Below are 17333 nucleotides of genomic sequence, written 5' to 3' on the forward strand. Positions count from 1 at the left end.
TGTCGACTACCGACTCGATCTTGCCGCCGCTCAAGACGACAACGGCATCCTCCAGATACGTGTCCCGCTCCGGATCGAGAACGCGCTTCGCCCGTATCGCATATTGGGTTTCGGTTTCTACTGTATTCATTCCTTACCTTCCTGTTGATGGGTCCGGGAGTGTGTCGGCGTGCGCCGAGGTGTGCTGGGTACGAGGTGACACGAGACGCGGTGGGCGTGACAGTCGACGGGATCGAGAGACGGTGCCCGGACCCGACATTCGTCGACTGCCACCGGGCAACGCGTCTCGAACGAGCAGCCGGATGGGGGCTGGATCGGACTCGGGGGGTCACCGATGAGTGTTGGTGTCGGCAGTCCGCGTCCGGCGGCGTCCAAGGTCGGGACCGAACCGAGCAGCGCCTGGGTGTAGGGGTGCTGCGGTGTCGTCAGGACTGTGTCGACATCACCTACCTCTACGATCTTGCCGAGGTACATCACCGCGATCCGGTCACTGATCTGGCGGACGACATCGAGATCGTGGGCGACGAAGACACAGGTCAAGTCGAGTTCGTCGCGCACGAGTGCGAGCAGGTTCAGTATCTGGGCCTGGACGAGGACGTCCAATGCCGATACCGGCTCGTCGCAGACGAGTACCGACGGATTGACGGCGAGTGCGCGCGCAATGCCGATGCGCTGAAGCTGGCCGCCCGAGAACTCGTGTGGATAACGGCTCGCGACCTTGGCCGAAAGCCCCACCAGGTCAAGCATCTCCGAGACCCGGCGATGGATCGACTGCTTGTCTCCGAGCTTGTGCACGACTAGGGGTTCGCCGATGATCGCGCCGACGCTCATCCGGGGATTGAGCGAGGTGTAGGGATCCTGCAGGACGATCTGGACAGTTTTCGTCAGCTGCCGCCGGGTTCGCCGATCGGCCTGGCCGACCTCGGTCCCGCCGACATGGATCTCACCTTCGGTGGGGCGGTCCAGGCCGACGATGAGCCGGCTCAACGTTGATTTGCCACAGCCGGATTCGCCGACCAGACCGAGGGTCTCGCCGCGCACCACTTCGAGATCGACACCGTCGACGGCGCGGAGCAGTTGGTGACGACCCAACCCGCGGGCGACCTTGTAGTGGCGTCGGACAGCCCGCAATTTCAGCATCGGCTCTGCCTCCGGCTTGGAAAGGGTTTCACTCGACATGGCACGCACACGCTCCCTCAGAGGCTCGTGGACTCAGTTCGGGATCGGTTGTGGAGCAGATCTCGATGGCCTCGCTGCAGCGGAATCTGAACGGGCATCCGGTGAGCCCTGCGGTGAGTTCGGGTGGCCCTCCCGGCAGGACATCGAGCTGCCCTGCGCGCCGGCTCGGACTGGGGATGGCGCGTAGCAAGGCTGCGGTGTACGGGTGGTGTGGCCGCGCCAGCAGAGACCGGGTCGGTCCCGTCTCGACGATGCGGCCCGCGTACATGACAGCCACCCGGTCAGCGATCGCTGCCGCCGCTTTGAGGTCGTGGGTGATGAGGATCAGGCCCATGCCGAGTTGCTCCTGCAGTGACTTCAACAGGTGCAGAATCTGCAATTGCACCGTCGGGTCGAGGGCGGTGGTGGGCTCGTCGGCGATCAGGATCCGCGGCGACTGCGCCAGGGCAATCGCGATGGCGACCCGCTGGCGCATCCCGCCGGAGAACTGGTGCGGATAGCTTCGGTACCTGGCTTCCGCGTCGGGGATGCGGACTTGGCGCATGAGTTCCAATGCGCGCTCTCGGGCCTGTGTGCGCGACAGTCCCTGCCGGATGCGAAGTGCCTCACCGATCTGTGCACCGACACGGTGCACCGGGTTCAGTGCCGACAGTGAGTCCTGGAAGACGAGACCGATCCGAGCGCCACGCACGGACTGCATCTGACGTGGGGTGAGGCCGCGAAGGTCGAGGCCATCTGATTCGATGCGGCCTTCGACCGTGCAGGTTTTGGGCAGAAGCCCCATGACCGCCTGGGCGGTGAGGCTCTTTCCCGAACCGGACTCGCCGAGAAGTGCAAGCCCCTCGCCGGCCTTGACCTCGAGATCCACCCCTCGCAGGAGGGGAGTGCCGTCGCGCAGTGACACGCGCAGGTTGTCGAGGATCAGGGCTGGTTGTTGTGATTTCCCGCGCTGTTCGGGTGAAACGACTGGCGTACTGGACGATTTGGAGTTCATTTCGCATCCTTGGGATCGAGTGCGTCGCGCAGCGAGTCGCCGATCAGGATGAAGGCGAAGACGGCGGCGGTGAGAAATCCGGCTGGTGCGAGAAGCGGCAGGGGCGCATCGAGGAAGCGGCTCTGAGCGTCGTAGATGAGCTGGCCCCACGAGATGGTCGGCGGTTGGAGCCCTACGCCGAGCATCGAGACGATCGACTCGTAGGTGATGAAGAGTCCGAGGTTCGTGGTCACGACAACGAACCAGGGCGCCAGGCTGTTTCGCAGAACGTGATGCACAAGGATCCGGCTGTGGGTTCCGCCCGTCGCGCGGGCAGCCAGCACGAAGTCGCGATGCCGGACCTCGAGCACGGCCCCACGCATGATCCGCGCAACCGGGGGCCAGCCGCTGAGGGTCAGCGCGATCACCACTGCGGCCAGGCCGCCGTTTCCGACCAGAGTCAGGAGCACGCTCGCGCTCAGGAGCAGCGGGATCGACAGAGCGATCTCGGTCATCTTGGTCAGGACGGTGTCGATCCAGCCGCCGGCGTAGCCGGCGATGGCCCCGATTGCTCCGCCGAGAAGTCCGGTGAACAGAGCGACGAGCAGACCGACGGTGAGACTTGCCCTCGTGCCGTAGATCGATTGCGTCAGAACGTCGCAACCTTGCAGGTCGGTACCGAGCAGATGTTGTGGACTTGGGGAGAGCAGGGATTCGCTCAGCGAGCAGTCGCTGCTGCTGTACGGCGCGAACAGCCCGGGCATGACGGCCAGGGCAATCATCAGCAGAAGGAGGAAGGCTCCGATCTGCGCCTGCCGGGACTGACGTAGCTGGGTCCAGGACCGCTGCCGGTGTCCACCTGCCGGCTCTTCGACAGGCGGAGCGGACAGGTCGAGGTTATGCATGACGAATCCTCGGGTCTAGGAGGAGGTAGATGGCGTCTATTGCCAGGTTGATCAGTGCGTAGACCAAGATGATCGCGGTCACGATGCCCACCACCGCCGGTTTGTCGCCGAGGTAGATCGCGCGCGCGAGAGCCTGTCCCAGGCCAGGGATGTTGAAGATGAGTTCCACGATGACCGCCCCGCCGAACAGCGCTCCGAACTCGATGCCGGCAAACGTCACCACCGGGATGAGGCTGTTTCGCAACGCGTGATGCCGAACGACGCGCCAGCGTCCGAGCCCCTTCGCCGTGGCGAGCCGGACGTAGTCCTCGTCCAGCTGCTCGATGAGCTGTGATCGGGTAAGCCGTGTGATGTAGGCCGTCGAGGCCACTGCCAGAACGAATCCGGGCAACAGGAAGCTCTTCCATCCGGCCTCCAGACCCGACACGGGAAGCCACTGGAGCTTTACGCCGACGACGAGTTGGAGAACGAACGCGATGACGAAGAACGGGATGGACAATCCGGCCAGGGTGGCTGCGCGGACGATGTGGTCGATGGTGCGGTGGCGGTTGAGGCTGGCCAGCATGCCGGCACCGATCCCCAGGACACACGCGATGAGTACCGCAACGGCGGCGAGTTGTGCACTGACACTGAGCCGTTCGGCCAGCATGGGCGCGATCGGCTGGCCGGTGACGGTCTGGCCGAAGTCTCCATGCAGAAGCCCTTGCACGTAGTACAGGTACTGGCGCCACAGCGGCTCGTTGAGGTGGTAACGGCTCTCGATGGCGGCGACGAAGGCCGGATCCGCGGCTCGTTCACCGGCGAGTGCGGCCGCCGGATTGGTCGGCAGTGCAAAGGCCAGAGCGAAGATCACCATTGTGCCGCCGAACACCACACCGAGCGTTTGCAGCGCGCGACCGAGGATGTATTTGACCATGATCAGTTGAACGCGACGTCTTCGACATGGATCCTGCGGAAGGCGTCCATGTGCACGTCGGTGACGCGCTCGGAGCTACCTACCGGGACCCGCTGTGTCCACAGCGGGACGTAGGGCATGTCCTTGAGCACGATCTGCTCTGCCTGGAGGTAGGTGTCGCGCGCTTGATCTGCCGACGCGGAGCCTTTGGCGCTCGCCAATTTCTCTTCGAAGGAAGGGTTTTGGTAGCCGGAGAAGTTCTCGGGAGATTTGGCACCGAAGACCGGCTCGAGATAGTTCCCGATGCTGGGGTAGTAGAAGGTCCAGGCAGTTCTGAACGCGGAGTCGACCGATCCGTTGCCCAGCTTTTCGAGTACCACCGCCAGGGTTGGATACGGCTTCGGCGTGACCTGAATACCGAGACTGTCCGACAGTTGCCGGGCCACAGCCTCGACCCAGGGCTTATTGTCGGGGCTGTCGGTGCTGTACGCGATCGAGAATCCATCACGGATGCGGTTGTTCGCGGCTTGATCGAAGAGGCGTCTGGCGGCCTCGGGATCGTGCGTGCAGGTCTGGCCGCATGCGTCTGCCGCTGCCCCCGGCACGAGGCTGGGCACGTAGCCGGTTGCGGGCTCGCGAGTGCCCGCGAATACGGCGTTGCTGACGGTCTGCCGGTCAATGGCCATCGAGACGGCGTGCCGAACGTCGGCGGAATCGAATTGCGATGAAGAGAGCGGGAATCCGAGGTACTCCAATCGTCCGCTGCCGAACTCCTCGTAGTTCCCGCCGAGGATTCGCCGCGCTTCGTCGACCTTCGATGCGGGAATCCCCGGCACGATGTCGACGCCGCCGGAGACCAGGTCGTTGTACGCGGTGTCGAAGCTCTGGTAGATCCGGTAGGTCAGAGACGAGGCCTTGGCCGGAGTGCCGGCATACTCGTCGAACCGGGTCATCTGGATCTCTTGGTCGTGGACCCATTCCCCGTTCATCTTGAAGGGGCCGTTACCGATCGGCGCCCGCTCGAATGCTTTCGGATCCTTGAAGGCCGCTGTCGGCAGAGGTGAGAAGGCGGGGTAGCCGAGCATGATCTCGAACTGCGAGTCGGGTGTTTTCAGGTCGATCCGGAATGACTTGTCGTCAATCACGCGAAGACCACTCATCGCGGTCGCTGAGCCTGCGGAGACGTCGTCGTAGCCCTGAATGTTGTTGAACACGTATGAATTGAGCTGGGCCGCATCGCGGCTGGCGTTGAAGTTCCACGCGTCGACGAATGAGGAAGCCGTCACCGGTTCGCCGTTGTGGAACGTCCAGCCGGGGGCGATACGCACATCCCAGTGCTGGCTGTCGGCGCTCTTGATCTCGGAAGCGACCCCGAGTCTCGTTTCATTGCTCCCTGGATCGAACGTCACCAGCGGCGTGAACAGCGACGTCACGACCTGCGAGCCGTACACCTCCGAATAGTTTGCTGGCATCAGCGATGAAGGCTCCAGGATGGCGACCGACATCTTGCCGCTCGACGCGTCCCCGGAACCTCCATTTCCACATGCAGTCGCACTGATGGCGATCGCCGCGATCGCTAGTCCTATGAGTCGTCGCATGGCCCTCTTTCCCGCTACTGTGTTCTGAATACAGTGTGCTACATTTTGGCCCGTGTCAAGGCTTTCAGCGGGATTCGGTGAACTTGATCACCGGTCGGCGGACGGCCGTGTGGCTGCATTCGTGGTGGTTGTCGAACGATGGAAAGGGCACCGATGCAACGACGTACGCTCCTGAAAGGCGCTGGGATCGGCATGGTGGGTGCATCCACCTTGGCCGCGGCCGGTTGCGGAAGTGAGGCAGCGACGCTGCGGGTCCGCAGCATGTCGGGCTTCCATGTCGGCGGACGATCGCTGTCGGTGCGCGGCGAGGCGACCCGGCCGATGTTCACCGCGGCCGGCGTGCCCGCGGCGACCGTTGATCCGAACGGCGACATCGAAATCGGGCAGCTGTACGCGCACGAAGTGAGACTCGACAACCCGCGCACCGAGGCCCCGGTCGTGTTCTGGCCCGGCGGCGGACTATCCGGGGTGTGCTACGAAGGCACGCCCGACGGGCGTGCGGGCTGGCAGGAGCGGTTCCTGCGCGATGGATACGACACGGTCGTCTGCGACCCGGTCGGTGGCGGCCGAGCGCCGTCGGCCCGCTATCCCGAGGTCTATCCGAGCGAGCCCCTGTTCCGCACCAAGGCGGAGATCTGGGATATCTTCCGGATCGGGCCGGGCAGCGGGTACGCGACGGACCCGGGGAGCCGCACGGCGTATCCGGGAACGCGCTTCCCGGTCGACGCGTTCGATCAATCGATGCGACAGGTGATTCCGCGGTACAAGCTGTCGGACGATCTGCGGTTGCCCGCTTATGACGCGCTGTTCGAGCGGCTCGGTCGCGGCATTCTGCTCTCCCACAGTGCCTCCGGGCCGGACGCATTCGCCACCGTCGTGGGGAACCCTGATCGCGTGGTCGCGCACATCGCGGTCGAACCGAGCGGTTCAGCGGTCCCGGCCGGCACTGATCTGAGTCCGATCAAACACATTCCGCACCTGGTGATCTGGGGTGACCGCATCGATGACGAGCCGGCCGCCGGGTGGCGAGATCTCTGGAACTCGACCCGCGAGTACACCGACCGGCTGCAGGCGGCGGGTGGCAACGTCACCTGGATCGACCTGCCTGCCAGTGGCATCACCGGTAACACGCACATGTCCATGTGGGACGACAACTCAGACCAGATCGCCGGCCTTATCCTCCGGTGGTTGAAAGACGTTGTCTAGCAGTCCGCGTGCGCTGGACTGCTTTCAGTGGGTGTGGCCTGTCTCGTCACTCCAACCGCCGAGCAGCCGCTGGAGACCCGACATGGCGTCCACCACGTCGCGGTCGCTGGCGGCGAACGAGAGCCGAATATGGCCGGGTGCGCCGAAGGCCTCGCCGGGGACCACGGCGATCCCGAGTTCGTCGAGAAGGTAGGTGGCGAACTCGATGCTGTCGGCGAACTGACGCCCGTTGACGCCTCTGCTCAGCACCTCGGAGACATCCGGGAAGCAGTAGAACGCGCCGGCGGGCTCAGCGGTGTGGACACCGGGCAGTCCGTCGAGCACCTGCAGCATGAGGTCGCGGCGACGGGTGAACGCGGCCACTGCGGCCGGAACATGCTCAAGTCCGCCCCGTAGGGCGGCCAGCGCGGCCGCTTGGGCGATGTTGCTGACATTGGATGTCAAGTGCGACTGCACTTTTGCCGCCGCGGCGGCAATTGGTCCGGGAGCGTGCAGCCAACCCACTCGCCAGCCGGTCATTCCATAAGTCTTCGAGACTGCGTGCACGGTGACGGTGGCCGCCGCGATCTCCGGACTGACCTCGCGGATGGTCGCAAACTCGCGGCCATCGAAGATCAGGTGTTCGTAGACCTCGTCACTGAGCACGGTCAGACCCCGGCGAAGGGCCCACTCGGCAATCGCCCCGAGTTCTTCGGCGGAGTACACCGCGCCGGTCGGATTGGACGGCGAGCCGATCACCACGATGCGGCTGCGGTCCGTCCAGGCCGCCTCCAAGGACTCGACGAGTACCTTCCCTTCCGGATCGGTGGGAACGAACACCGGTTCCGCCCCGACCAGACGTGCGGCCTCTGGGTAGGTCGTCCAGTACGGGGTTGGTATCAGGACCTCGTCGCCGGGGTTGAGAAGCACTGCCATGGCGATATATACGGCCTGCTTGGCCCCGTTGGTCACCACGATCTCATCCGGGCCGGCCACTCCGGCCATGGCGCTCGCCATCGCCGCCCTCAACTCGGGCAGGCCTGATGATCCGGAGTAGCGATGGGTCGCGCGTGCCGAGCACGCTTCAGTAGCTGCTTCGAGGACATGATCGGGAGGCGTGAAGTCGGGTTCGCCGGCGGCCAGCGACAGCACGTGTCGTCCCATTGCTCGCAGTTGTGCCGACCTGGCAGCGACTACCATTGTGGCCGAAGGCGATACGGCATTGACTGTGCGGCTAACGGTGATCATCGTTGCGCTCCTCAGAATCGGTGAAGGACGCGCTGGTGGGGTTGGCGCGGTCCAGAACTGCCAGGAAGGCTCGGTTGTCTGCAGGCGTGCCGATCGAGACGCGCAGCCATCCTGCCGGTCCGACATTGCGGATGGCGATCTTGGCGGCCGCCAGATCTTCGAAAAGGCTCTCGGAGCACGTCATGCCGGTGAACAGAAGGAAGTTCGCGTCGCTGTCGGCCGTCCTGAACCCTCGGCTTTCCAATTCTGCTCGTAGCCAGTCACGTTCGTCGAGGATGGCCGGAATCCGCTCGAGTAGTCGTGGGGCGTGGGCGAGAGCGACTTTCGCTGTCGCCGCGGCGAGGCTGCTGACCGGATACGGCAACGACATCATGCGTAGGTCGCGTATGCGAGCCTCCGCCGCGACGATGTACCCGATTCGCACGCCCGCGAGGGCAAAGGCTTTGGACAGTGTCCGGGCGACGACCAGGTTTTGATGTTCGTGGATGCGTGGCACGACCGACCGTGTGCGGGCGAACTCGTGATATGCCTCATCGATCACAACGATCGAGTCCCGGGCCGCATCGACGAGCTGCTCGATGGTGTCCGGCGGCAGCGGCATTCCGGTGGGATTGTTCGGATTCGAGACCATGATGATGTCGGGACGCACCCGTGCGATGACGGAGCGGGCGTGCTCGGCAGTCAACGTGAAGTCGTCTGCTCGCATCCCGTCGTGCCATTCACTTCCCGTGATGGCTGCCAGCTGCCGGTGCATGCCGAAGTCAGGGGTGAAACCCAAGATCCGGCGCCCGGGGCCACCGTAGGCGAGGAGCAGCTGAAGCAACACCTCGTTGGAGCCGTTGCCGGCCCAGACCTCAGCGGGCTGTATGTCGTGGCCAACGTAGCGGGCCAACGACTCCCGTAGACCGGTAACGGTCGTGTCGGGGTATCTGTGCGCGTTTTCGAGGGCTTGTTTCAGCTCGGCGAGCATGTTGGACAACACGTCGGCGGGCGGCGGGTACGGGCTCTCATTGTTGTTGAGACGGTGCACAACTCCGCTGAGTGCAGACGCTGCCGTGTAGGTTGCCAAACCCGCCAAGTCGTCCCGAATGGAAATCTGTCGTCGCGATGTCCCGATGGTTGTCACCCGGCGCCGCCGCCGTTGATGCGCTCGATGAGTCGTTCCATCCCGGTCAGCCAATTGCGGTCCAGCTCGCGGCAGGCTTCCTCGATGTCACCTGCCGCTATCGCGTCCGCGATACGTGTGTGCTGTCCGGCTGACTCCCCGAGGGCGGAGGGGTCACTGAGGTACGCGTGCTCATAGCGGTGCACCACCAATTTCTGGTCGCAGATAAGGCGTTTCAGGCGCCCGTTCGGGCAGGCGCTCATCAGCAGGTCGTGCCACTCGTCATCGGCGGCCTGCGCCACGACAGCGTTCGACGATTGCTGAATATCGCGAGCGTGGTCACCTAGCCGCGGTGCGATCGCGGCGAGCTGGGCGGCATCGGACGTCCGCAACGCGAACTGCTCCAACGCGGAGATGATGGGGTAGGTCTCCCGGACCTCCGTGTCAGTCAACGGCGACAGCCAGAATCCGCGGCTTGGGCGCGCTTCGATCAGGCCATCGTTGGCGAGGGCAGACAGTGCCTCGCGTAACGGTGTGCGACTTACGCCGAGCTCTGCCGCCAGATGAACTTCATTGATCCGCGTGCCGACGGGGTAATCGCCGCGAAGCAACTTGTCCAGAACCGCAGACTGAACGGCGTCGCGGAGCAAATGTCTCTCTACGACCATTGCAATCCCTCCTCGGGTGTGTACTGTACCGCAACAGTAGACTGAATACAGTAGGCAATGGAGGATTTGGTGGTCGAGATAACCCCGATAGCACGGTCGGCATCCGTCATCCGCGAGCTGGCGCTGACTGCTTCGCCGGACGACTACTGGCCTGGTTGCCGTCGATGGCACACGACAATGCCCGGCTATGTGCCGACTGAGCTGGTTCATGTCCCCACGCTTGCGGAATCGATGGGCGTCAAGAACGTCTGGGTGAAGAACGAGCAGGAGCGCTTCGGCCTGCCGTCGTTCAAGATCCTCGGGGCCTCGTGGGCGGTGAACCTGACACTCAGTGCGCTGTGTGGGAAGCCCCCGGCAGGCAGCTTCGCCCATCTCCGGCGACGGGTGAGCGGACGCGAATTCACGTTGACATGTGCCACCGATGGCAACCATGGCCGTGCTGTCGCGCGGATAGCGCGCGATCTTGGTCTCGGCGCTGTCGTCTATGTGCCCAGCACCATTTCCAGACCAAGGATCGACGCCATTCGCTCTGAAGGCGCCGACGTGGTCGTGGCGTACGCCTCATACGACGACACTGTGCAGTTCGTCGCCGACCAGGCCCAGAGAAACCCCCACTACGTGCTGATCTCGGACACGTCATGGCCGGGTTATGAGGACGTCCCCGCGGCGGTGATCGCGGGCTACGCGACCATCATGGCCGAAATCCAACAGCAGCTCGATGCCGGCGGCGTCCAGCCTGCCGAGTCACTCGCAGTCTTTGCACCGGCCGGCGTGGGGGCTCTCGCCGCGGCGGTCGCCCGCCATTTCCGATCTCGGCCCCGGACCTTGTTGGCGACCGTGGAACCGCAAGGGGCCGACTGCATTGCCAAATCGCTACGCGAAGGCAAGCGGGTTGAGGTCCCGGGCCCACATCATTCGATAATGGCGGGGCTCAACTGCGGTGTTCCGTCGCTGCTGGCATGGGGGGAGCTCTACGGATCGATCGATGCCGCGATAACGGTCGACGACGACGATGCCCGAACCGCCATGCGGGAGTTGGCCGACGTAGGAGTCGAGTCAGGTGAGAGCGGGGCGGCATCGCTTGCCGGCGCGACGGCGTACTTCCGCCATCACCGGGACGGCGCCGCCGAAGCCGGCGAGGTGTACGACCATGTCCTGATCTTGAACACCGAGGGGGCGGCGGATCCAGATGCCTACGCCGCCACCATCGCCGGCGACGAGGACACGGTCCAACCCGGCGGCGAGACGATCCATGCCGGGTGAATCGGAAGACGGCCGTTCGGCGGTTCGATCGGTAGCGGAAGCCATTGTCGTCGGCCGTCGCATCCGACTAGGCCATGATCAACCACGCCCGGAACCGGCCGCGATCCTGGTGCGGGGCGGCCTTGTCGAAGAAGTCAGCCCGGGGTGTGATCGTGCTCCGTCGAGTTGGCCGACGGCGCCGACGATCGACCTCGGTGAGCTCGTCGCCGGTCCGTCGTTCATCGACATGCATGTGCACGTCACTGAGCCGGCACAAGGCGATTCAGACGTCGTGGCCGGCCCCGTCGACAACGGCGAATGCCGTGCGCACGCACGTCACGCACTCGAATCGCTTCTCAGCGTCGGGGTGACCACAGCTCGCGATTGTGGTGGGCCCGCACCGCTCATCTTCGAGATCGCCCGGGATGCGCGGCCGGCGTCAGACCGAGCCCGGCTCTATCCGGCGGGTGCTCCGCTGACACCGCCGGGAGGGCATGCCGCGCGGATGGGCGGCGAAGCATCGGGCGGGTTCGCACTGGAGAAACTCGTGGAGAGATTCGCGGCTGCCGGGGCAACCCAGATCAAGGTCATGGCCTCTGGTGGCGGTACCACGGGATCGAATCCGTGGGATGCCGCGTTCACAACAGCCGAGCTCGAGAGAATCGTCGCGGCCAGTCGAGCAGCCGACCTTCCGGTGACTGCTCATTGCCTGTGTGCCAACTCAATTCGGCAGGTCCTCTCCGTCGGCATTCGCGTGATCGAGCACGCGAAATTCCGCTCTCCCGGCGATGGGCGGATCGATGCCGGAATACGTGCCGAGGTGGCACGCGAACTCGTGGACCATGAGGCGGTGGTGGTATCGACACTCAGCGTGGGCCACTACGTGCTGGACCGAGCTCCCGCCGCGGCCGCCATCCGCGAGGTGTGGACCCGTCGGCAACGAAACGACCTGCTCGACACGCGGGACCTCATCGACGCGGGTGTCACCATCGTGGCGGGTACGGACGCCGGTTGGCGATGGACACCCTTCGACGCCCTGCCCACCGAACTACGCCTCCTCACCCAGTCCGGTATGTCCGCGGGCGAAGCGCTGCGCGCCGGGACCGAGACCGCAGCGGCGGCGGCACGGCTGCCGGGGGTAAGCGGGAGACTGGCCGTCGGGAGCTTCGCCGACTTGGTTGCCTATCCGGCCGATCCGCACCGGGACATCACTGTGCTCGAATCAGCCGCACTCGTCGTACGCGGCGTCGCGGCGAAAGGTGCCAGCCCCGAGTTGCGCTGAAATCGCGGGCGTTTACTGTCGCTGCATGGCTATCGGTGGAGTGCTGTTCGACATCGATGGTGTGCTGGTCACCTCCTGGCAGCCCATCGACGGCGCGGCGCAGACACTGCGGGTCCTGGCCGAGAATCAGATCGCCCGGTCCTACCTGACCAACACCACTACCCGCACCCGCGCGCAGATCGCCGACCTGCTGACCGCGGCCGGCATGGACGTCGCCGCCGACGAAGTCATCACCGCGGCAGCGCTGACCGCCGAGTACGTGCGCGACCGCTATCCCGGCGCCCGATGTTTCCTGGTCAACAGCGGGCAGATCGGTGAGGACATGCCCGGCGTCGACGTCGTCTACTCGAGTGACTTCACCGGACCGGCCGCACCTGACACCCCCGACGTGGTGCTGCTCGGCGGGGCCGGGCCGGAGTACAACCACCTCACGCTGAGTTGGGTCTACGACTGGATGGCGCAGGGAGTGCCGGTCGTGGCGATGCATCGCAGCACCGCGTGGACCACCACCGACGGACTGCGGGTGGACACCGGCATGTACCTGGCCGGCATGGAGGAGACCTCGGGCCGCAAGGCCACCGCCGTCGGCAAGCCGGCCCCGGAAGGGTTCCTGGCCGCCGCGAACCGCCTCGGCGTCGACCCCGAAGAGATGTACATGATCGGCGACGACCTCAACAACGACGTGCTGGCCGCGCAGGTGGTGGGGATGGCAGGCGTGCTGGTGCGTACCGGCAAGTTCCGTCAGGCCACGCTGGACCGTTGGGCCGCAGACGAATTCGCGATGCAACCCAACTACGTCATCGATTCGGTCGCTGACCTTCCTGAACTGTTGGAGCTGTAGCCGTCCCGGTAGTCCTGGCAGTCGTCCTGGCAGCCGTCCCCGGCGTCGGCGCCGCGTCGTTTTCTACACCTGGGTAGTACTTTTCGGCGCGCGCGACGCTCACGTAGAAATCGGCGAGCGCGTTGTCGGGGGCAGGAGCGCCCCGCTACACCGTGTAGCGCCTGTCGTACCCGGCCTGGCGTTCGGCGATCTGCTGGGCGCGGTCGTAGTTCAACTGCTCGGGGTTGTAGTTGGGATCATTCGGGTCGTTCACGATGCCCGCGACCTCAGAAGCCTTCACCACACGCGTCGTCACCGTCGGGTTGTTGGTGGAATCCGGGTCCACCCCCTGGAACCGCATCGAGATGGTGCCCTGGTTCAGCCCGCCGGTGGACACCCAGTTCGCCACGCCAGGATCGTTCTTGGACACCACGATCGTGTACGTGCCGTCCGCGTTCTTGATGGCCTGACTGTTGTTGAGACTGGTCTGCTGGTTGCGGGTGTCGTTGGTGATGGTCCAGTCGTTGGTCACCGGCACCACGAAGTACTCCGCATCACCGGGATCCACGGTGATGATCATCGCCTCGTCGTCTTTGAGCTGGAAGTAACCGGCGCTCTGCAACTGCGTGGAGAGGAACTGGGCGTTGTGCTGTGGCTGGGACAGCGTGTTGGGCTGGCCGGTCGCGGTCGCAACCGACATGTAGGTGTTCTCGCCGCTGATACCGGTGACCAGCATCAGGATGGCGGTCTCGGCGGACGACAACAGCAGCGGTGCCCTGTCGAACGCCGGGACGATCGACACCAGGCTCATCAGAAGCGGGTTCTTCACCACCGTCTCGCCGATGACCGGGATGGCGAACCCGCCGATCTGGCTGAACAAGCTGCTGGGCGGCCCGGCGGTCTTCTCGATGGTCAGCGTCATGGGCGTCTCGGTATTCCAGTCCCCCAAGGTGTTTCGCGTGGCGAGGATGGTTGAGTTGGCCGGCGCCTGCAGGTAGTTCATCCCCTTCTCGGGGTTGGCCGGCGCCGCGTCCGGGCTCACCACGATGGTGAACGTCCCGTCGTCCCTGACGCTGAGTTCCTCACCGTTGAGATTCGCCGCGGTGACGCCGTTGATGCCGGTCAGCACACTGAAATTGGTGTTGGCGGAAGTGGGGTGGGTGCTCGGGTCGGTCGGGTCGTATCCCTGGACCTTCCCCTCGATCTTGTAGGTCGAGGCGCCGTTGATACCCGTGAATCGATAGACGGTGTCGGGGTTGTCGTACCAGATCCGGGTGCCGCCGGCGTTCTGCCCGTTCCAACTGTGCGGCGGGTTGACCTGCAGCAGCAGCTTCGGATCGTTGGAATTGAGCAGCAGGAACTCGGTCGCCGACTGATTGGCGTACTCGGTCGCGGCCTCGTTGAGCTGTGCCAGGTTCGTGAAGTCGGGGCCGCCGACGGTCGCGAAGTTCTTGGCCGCCTCGACGTACCAGGCCGCCATCAGGACCACCTTGGCCAGCTGAACGAATGGCGTGTTGACGATCTGGCTGACCTGTCGCTCGGCCGCAAGCTGGTCCTCGGTGGCCAGCGTGCTCGTTGCCGCGTCGGTGACCTGCGAGGTGGTGACGGTGCTCTCGACCTGTTGCCTTTCCCGCGACCGGCCGAGGAGGTCGATCGACGGGGCCTGGCCGTCACGGCGCGACCAGCCCAGCAGCGCTGCAAGGCTGAGGTCCTGGACCGGGCTCACCGGAGATTCCGGGATGCGTGGTTTGAGCCGCTGGGTCACGTCAGCCACCAACTCGGGTACGGCCTGGGCTGGCGGCGCCTGGATGCGGGGTGTCAACACCGGAATCACCTTGTTCGCAACATCATTCGTCACAGTCTTGGTGACGACGGTCAGCGATTCCAGGGGTGTGGTGGCCTCGTCCTCGATCGAGCCTTGTGGCCTGGTGTCGAGCGTGGCCGGTCGCTTGCGGGGCGCATCGGCCGGTGTGCCGACGGCCAGGGAGACCTTCTGCCGGACATTGCCGATGGCGGTCTCGACGGCTTCGGCGGCCGTGGCGGATTTGGCATCGGTCTTGCGGTCAGTTGACGTTGTCGACGATCGGCGCTCACTGGCCTTCGAGCTACCAAGGGCCGACTCCACTTTGGCGGACACCTCGCCGAGTCGTTTGGCCAGCTTGTCCGGGCCCGAGAGCGACGGCTTGCGGGGACCTCGCTTCGGGGTCGAGCTATCCGATTTCGGATTGTTGGTCGCCCCTGATGACGTTCCGGACGAGTCCGGGCTACCGGTCCCGGCGGACGCGATCGCGCTGCCGTTGGCAACCGCCACGCCGATGCCCAACGCGACGGCGAGAGCACCCACCCGCCCGATGAATCGCGCGCCTCCAGCGGTTGCGGATGTCGTCGTCATCTCGTCTCCCCCAACTGTTCTGGCTGCAACAGAACGCAATTGGCCGACTGTAACAAGTTCCAGTTCGGTCTCGGGTGAGTTTGGCGGGACTCTGATTTTTTGTCGTGCGGGCGGCTGTCAGGCCTTCAGATCCCGCACGGCTTCGATACGGGCCTTCAACTGATCGGTCGTCGCCGCGGCCACCGGCGGCCCGCCGCAGATGCGCCGAAGCTCGTTGTGGATCCAGCCGTGCGGCTTGCCGGTGCGGTGATGGGCGATGGTCACCAAAGTGTTGAGTTCACGACGCAATTCCCGGATCTGCCCGTGTGTGGTGCGCGGTGGTGGGGGAGCACCCGATGCCGCCGCTTCGGCCGTGCGTTTGGTGAGTTGCTCATCCTGCCTGCGCCGCAACAGGTCTCGCATCTGCGAGGCGTCTAGCAGACCGGGGATACCGAGGTAGTCGGCCTCCTCGTCGCTGCCGGCCGGGGTGGCGGTGCCGAACGAGGCGCCGTCGAAGATGACCTGGTCCAATTCGGCGTCCGCGCCCAGGGACTCGAAGCCGTTCTCCAGCTCGCCCTTCTCGTCCTTGCGTTTCTCGGCAGCTTCGAGCGCCTCGTCGTCCAGCCCGTCGGATTCCCGATGCGGCTTGCCCAGCACGTGGTTGCGCTGGGCTTCCATCTCGCTGGCCAGCAGGAGCAGATTCGGTACCGACGGCAGGAAGATGCTGGCCGTCTCACCGGCGCGACGCGACCGCACGAACCGGCCGATCGCCTGCGCGAAGAACAGCGGTGTCGATGCACTCGTCGCGTACACCCCGACGGACAGGCGCGGCACGTCGACACCCTCGGACACCATGCGCACCGCGACCAGCCAACGGCTGGTGCTGGCCGAGTACTGACTGATCCGGTCGGACGCGCTCGGGTCGTCGGAGAGCACCACGGTGGGCACTTCGCCGGTGATCTTCGTCAGCAGATCGGCATAGGCACGGGCGGTGGTCTGGTTGGTGGCGATGATCATGCCGCCGGCGTCGGGCACATGCTGACGCTTCTGCTGCAACCGCTTGTCGGCGGCCGCGATGACCGCCGGCATCCACTCGCCCGTCGGGTTCAGCGCGGTGCGCCAGGCCCGCGCGGTGTGCTCGGCGGTCAGCGGCTCGCCGAGGCGGGCCGCGTGCTCCTCGCCGGCGCTGTCACGCCAGCGGGCCTCACCCGAATAAGCCAGGAACACCACGGGCCGGACCACGCCGTCGGCCAGCGCGTCGGAATATCCGTACACGTGGTCGGCCTGCGAGCGCTGGAACCCGGCCTCGTCGGGCTCATAGTTGACGAACGGGATCGGGCTGTCATCGCTGCGGAACGGCGTACCGGTGAGGGACAGCCGCCGCGTCGCGTCATCGAAGGCTTCGCGCATCGCGTCGCCCCAGCTCTTCGAGTCGCCGCCGTGGTGGATCTCATCGAAGATGACGAGCGTCTTGTGGTTCTCGGTGCGCACCCGGTGCCGGGTGGGGTGGCTGGCCACCTGGGCGTAGGTGACGACGACGCCGTGGTACTCGGCCGAGGTCCGGGAGTCGGAGTTGCTGAACTTCGGATCCAGCGCGATGCCGTTACGCGCCGCCGACTCCGCCCACTGGATCTTGAGATGCTCGGTGGGCACCACCACAGTGATGGCGTCGACCGTGCGGTCGTTGAGCAGCTCCGCCGCGATCCGCAGCGCAAACGTCGTCTTACCTGCGCCAGGCGTGGCGACCGCCAGGTAATCCCGCGGTTTGGCAGTCAAATACCGCACCAGCGCCTTGCGCTGCCAGCCCCGAAGTGCCTGGGTGCTGGGCGCTGCATCAGCCCGCACCCTAGGACTCCTCTCAG

The 17333-nt window shown here is 65.2% G+C and carries 14 protein-coding genes; 4 read left to right on the forward strand and 10 right to left on the reverse strand.

The genetic code is table 11. The features are described 5' to 3' along the window. Nucleotides 1–126 precede the first annotated feature (126 nt). The 5 genes from ACZYZ7_RS10595 to ACZYZ7_RS10615 are packed head-to-tail and all read right to left on the reverse strand — an operon-like array spanning nt 127 to nt 5457. Complete coding sequence (locus ACZYZ7_RS10595; RefSeq protein WP_463740883.1) at nt 127–1179, reverse strand: ABC transporter ATP-binding protein; 1053 nt, start codon at nt 1177–1179, stop codon at nt 127–129. Beyond that, complete coding sequence (locus ACZYZ7_RS10600; protein ID WP_463740884.1) at nt 1169–2173, reverse strand: ABC transporter ATP-binding protein; 1005 nt, start codon at nt 2171–2173, stop codon at nt 1169–1171. The genes ACZYZ7_RS10595 and ACZYZ7_RS10600 overlap by 11 nt, the downstream gene beginning before the upstream one ends. Next, nucleotides 2170–3057 (reverse strand): ABC transporter permease, encoded by an 888-nt coding sequence (locus ACZYZ7_RS10605; protein ID WP_135458609.1) that lies wholly within the window; start codon nt 3055–3057, stop codon nt 2170–2172. Before ACZYZ7_RS10605 ends, ACZYZ7_RS10600 begins: the two co-directional genes overlap by 4 nt. After that, nucleotides 3050–3973, reverse strand: coding sequence for an ABC transporter permease (locus ACZYZ7_RS10610; protein WP_124713630.1), 924 nt, complete (start codon nt 3971–3973; stop codon nt 3050–3052). The genes ACZYZ7_RS10605 and ACZYZ7_RS10610 overlap by 8 nt, the downstream gene beginning before the upstream one ends. A 2-nt stretch (nt 3974–3975) precedes the next feature. After that, nucleotides 3976–5457, reverse strand: a complete 1482-nt coding sequence (locus ACZYZ7_RS10615) for a peptide ABC transporter substrate-binding protein (protein WP_450072034.1) — start codon at nt 5455–5457, stop codon at nt 3976–3978. A 246-nt stretch (nt 5458–5703) separates the two neighbouring features. Between ACZYZ7_RS10615 and ACZYZ7_RS10620 the strand changes: the two genes are divergently transcribed. After that, the gene (locus ACZYZ7_RS10620; protein ID WP_135458603.1) at nt 5704–6756 is read left to right on the forward strand and encodes an alpha/beta hydrolase family protein; all 1053 of its coding nucleotides are present in this window, start codon (nt 5704–5706) and stop codon (nt 6754–6756) included. A gap of 24 nt (nt 6757–6780) precedes the next feature. Here the strand turns inward: ACZYZ7_RS10620 and ACZYZ7_RS10625 are convergent, their stop codons facing one another. From ACZYZ7_RS10625 to ACZYZ7_RS10635, 3 genes are all read right to left on the reverse strand, one after another. Continuing rightward, nucleotides 6781–7899 (reverse strand): pyridoxal phosphate-dependent aminotransferase, encoded by a 1119-nt coding sequence (locus tag ACZYZ7_RS10625; RefSeq protein WP_450072033.1) that lies wholly within the window; start codon nt 7897–7899, stop codon nt 6781–6783. A gap of 70 nt (nt 7900–7969) precedes the next feature. After that, nucleotides 7970–9109 carry a histidinol-phosphate transaminase gene (gene hisC / locus ACZYZ7_RS10630; RefSeq protein ID WP_450072032.1) on the reverse strand — a complete coding sequence of 380 codons (1140 nt, stop codon included), beginning with the start codon at nt 9107–9109 and terminating at the stop codon, nt 7970–7972. Next, nucleotides 9106–9738, reverse strand: coding sequence for a GntR family transcriptional regulator (locus ACZYZ7_RS10635; RefSeq protein WP_450072031.1), 633 nt, complete (start codon nt 9736–9738; stop codon nt 9106–9108). The genes hisC and ACZYZ7_RS10635 overlap by 4 nt, the downstream gene beginning before the upstream one ends. A gap of 87 nt (nt 9739–9825) precedes the next feature. Between ACZYZ7_RS10635 and ACZYZ7_RS10640 the strand changes: the two genes are divergently transcribed. From ACZYZ7_RS10640 to ACZYZ7_RS10650, 3 genes are read left to right on the forward strand one after another with little or no spacing between them, the layout of a single operon-like run. Continuing rightward, nucleotides 9826–11019, forward strand: a complete 1194-nt coding sequence (locus ACZYZ7_RS10640; protein WP_463740885.1) for a diaminopropionate ammonia-lyase — start codon at nt 9826–9828, stop codon at nt 11017–11019. Next, nucleotides 11009–12280, forward strand: a complete 1272-nt coding sequence (locus tag ACZYZ7_RS10645; protein WP_463740886.1) for an amidohydrolase family protein — start codon at nt 11009–11011, stop codon at nt 12278–12280. The genes ACZYZ7_RS10640 and ACZYZ7_RS10645 overlap by 11 nt, the downstream gene beginning before the upstream one ends. Nucleotides 12281–12305: 25 nt before the next feature. Continuing rightward, nucleotides 12306–13121 (forward strand): HAD-IIA family hydrolase, encoded by an 816-nt coding sequence (locus ACZYZ7_RS10650; protein WP_135458591.1) that lies wholly within the window; start codon nt 12306–12308, stop codon nt 13119–13121. 145 nt (nt 13122–13266) lie between these two features. Here the strand turns inward: ACZYZ7_RS10650 and ACZYZ7_RS10655 are convergent, their stop codons facing one another. After that, nucleotides 13267–15492, reverse strand: coding sequence for a DUF1214 domain-containing protein (locus ACZYZ7_RS10655; protein ID WP_463740887.1), 2226 nt, complete (start codon nt 15490–15492; stop codon nt 13267–13269). A gap of 117 nt (nt 15493–15609) precedes the next feature. Next, nucleotides 15610–17316 carry a DEAD/DEAH box helicase gene (locus ACZYZ7_RS10660; RefSeq protein WP_450072027.1) on the reverse strand — a complete coding sequence of 569 codons (1707 nt, stop codon included), beginning with the start codon at nt 17314–17316 and terminating at the stop codon, nt 15610–15612. Nucleotides 17317–17333: the final 17 nt, after the last annotated feature.

Source organism: Mycobacterium sp. IDUB_17, from assembly GCF_055419465.1.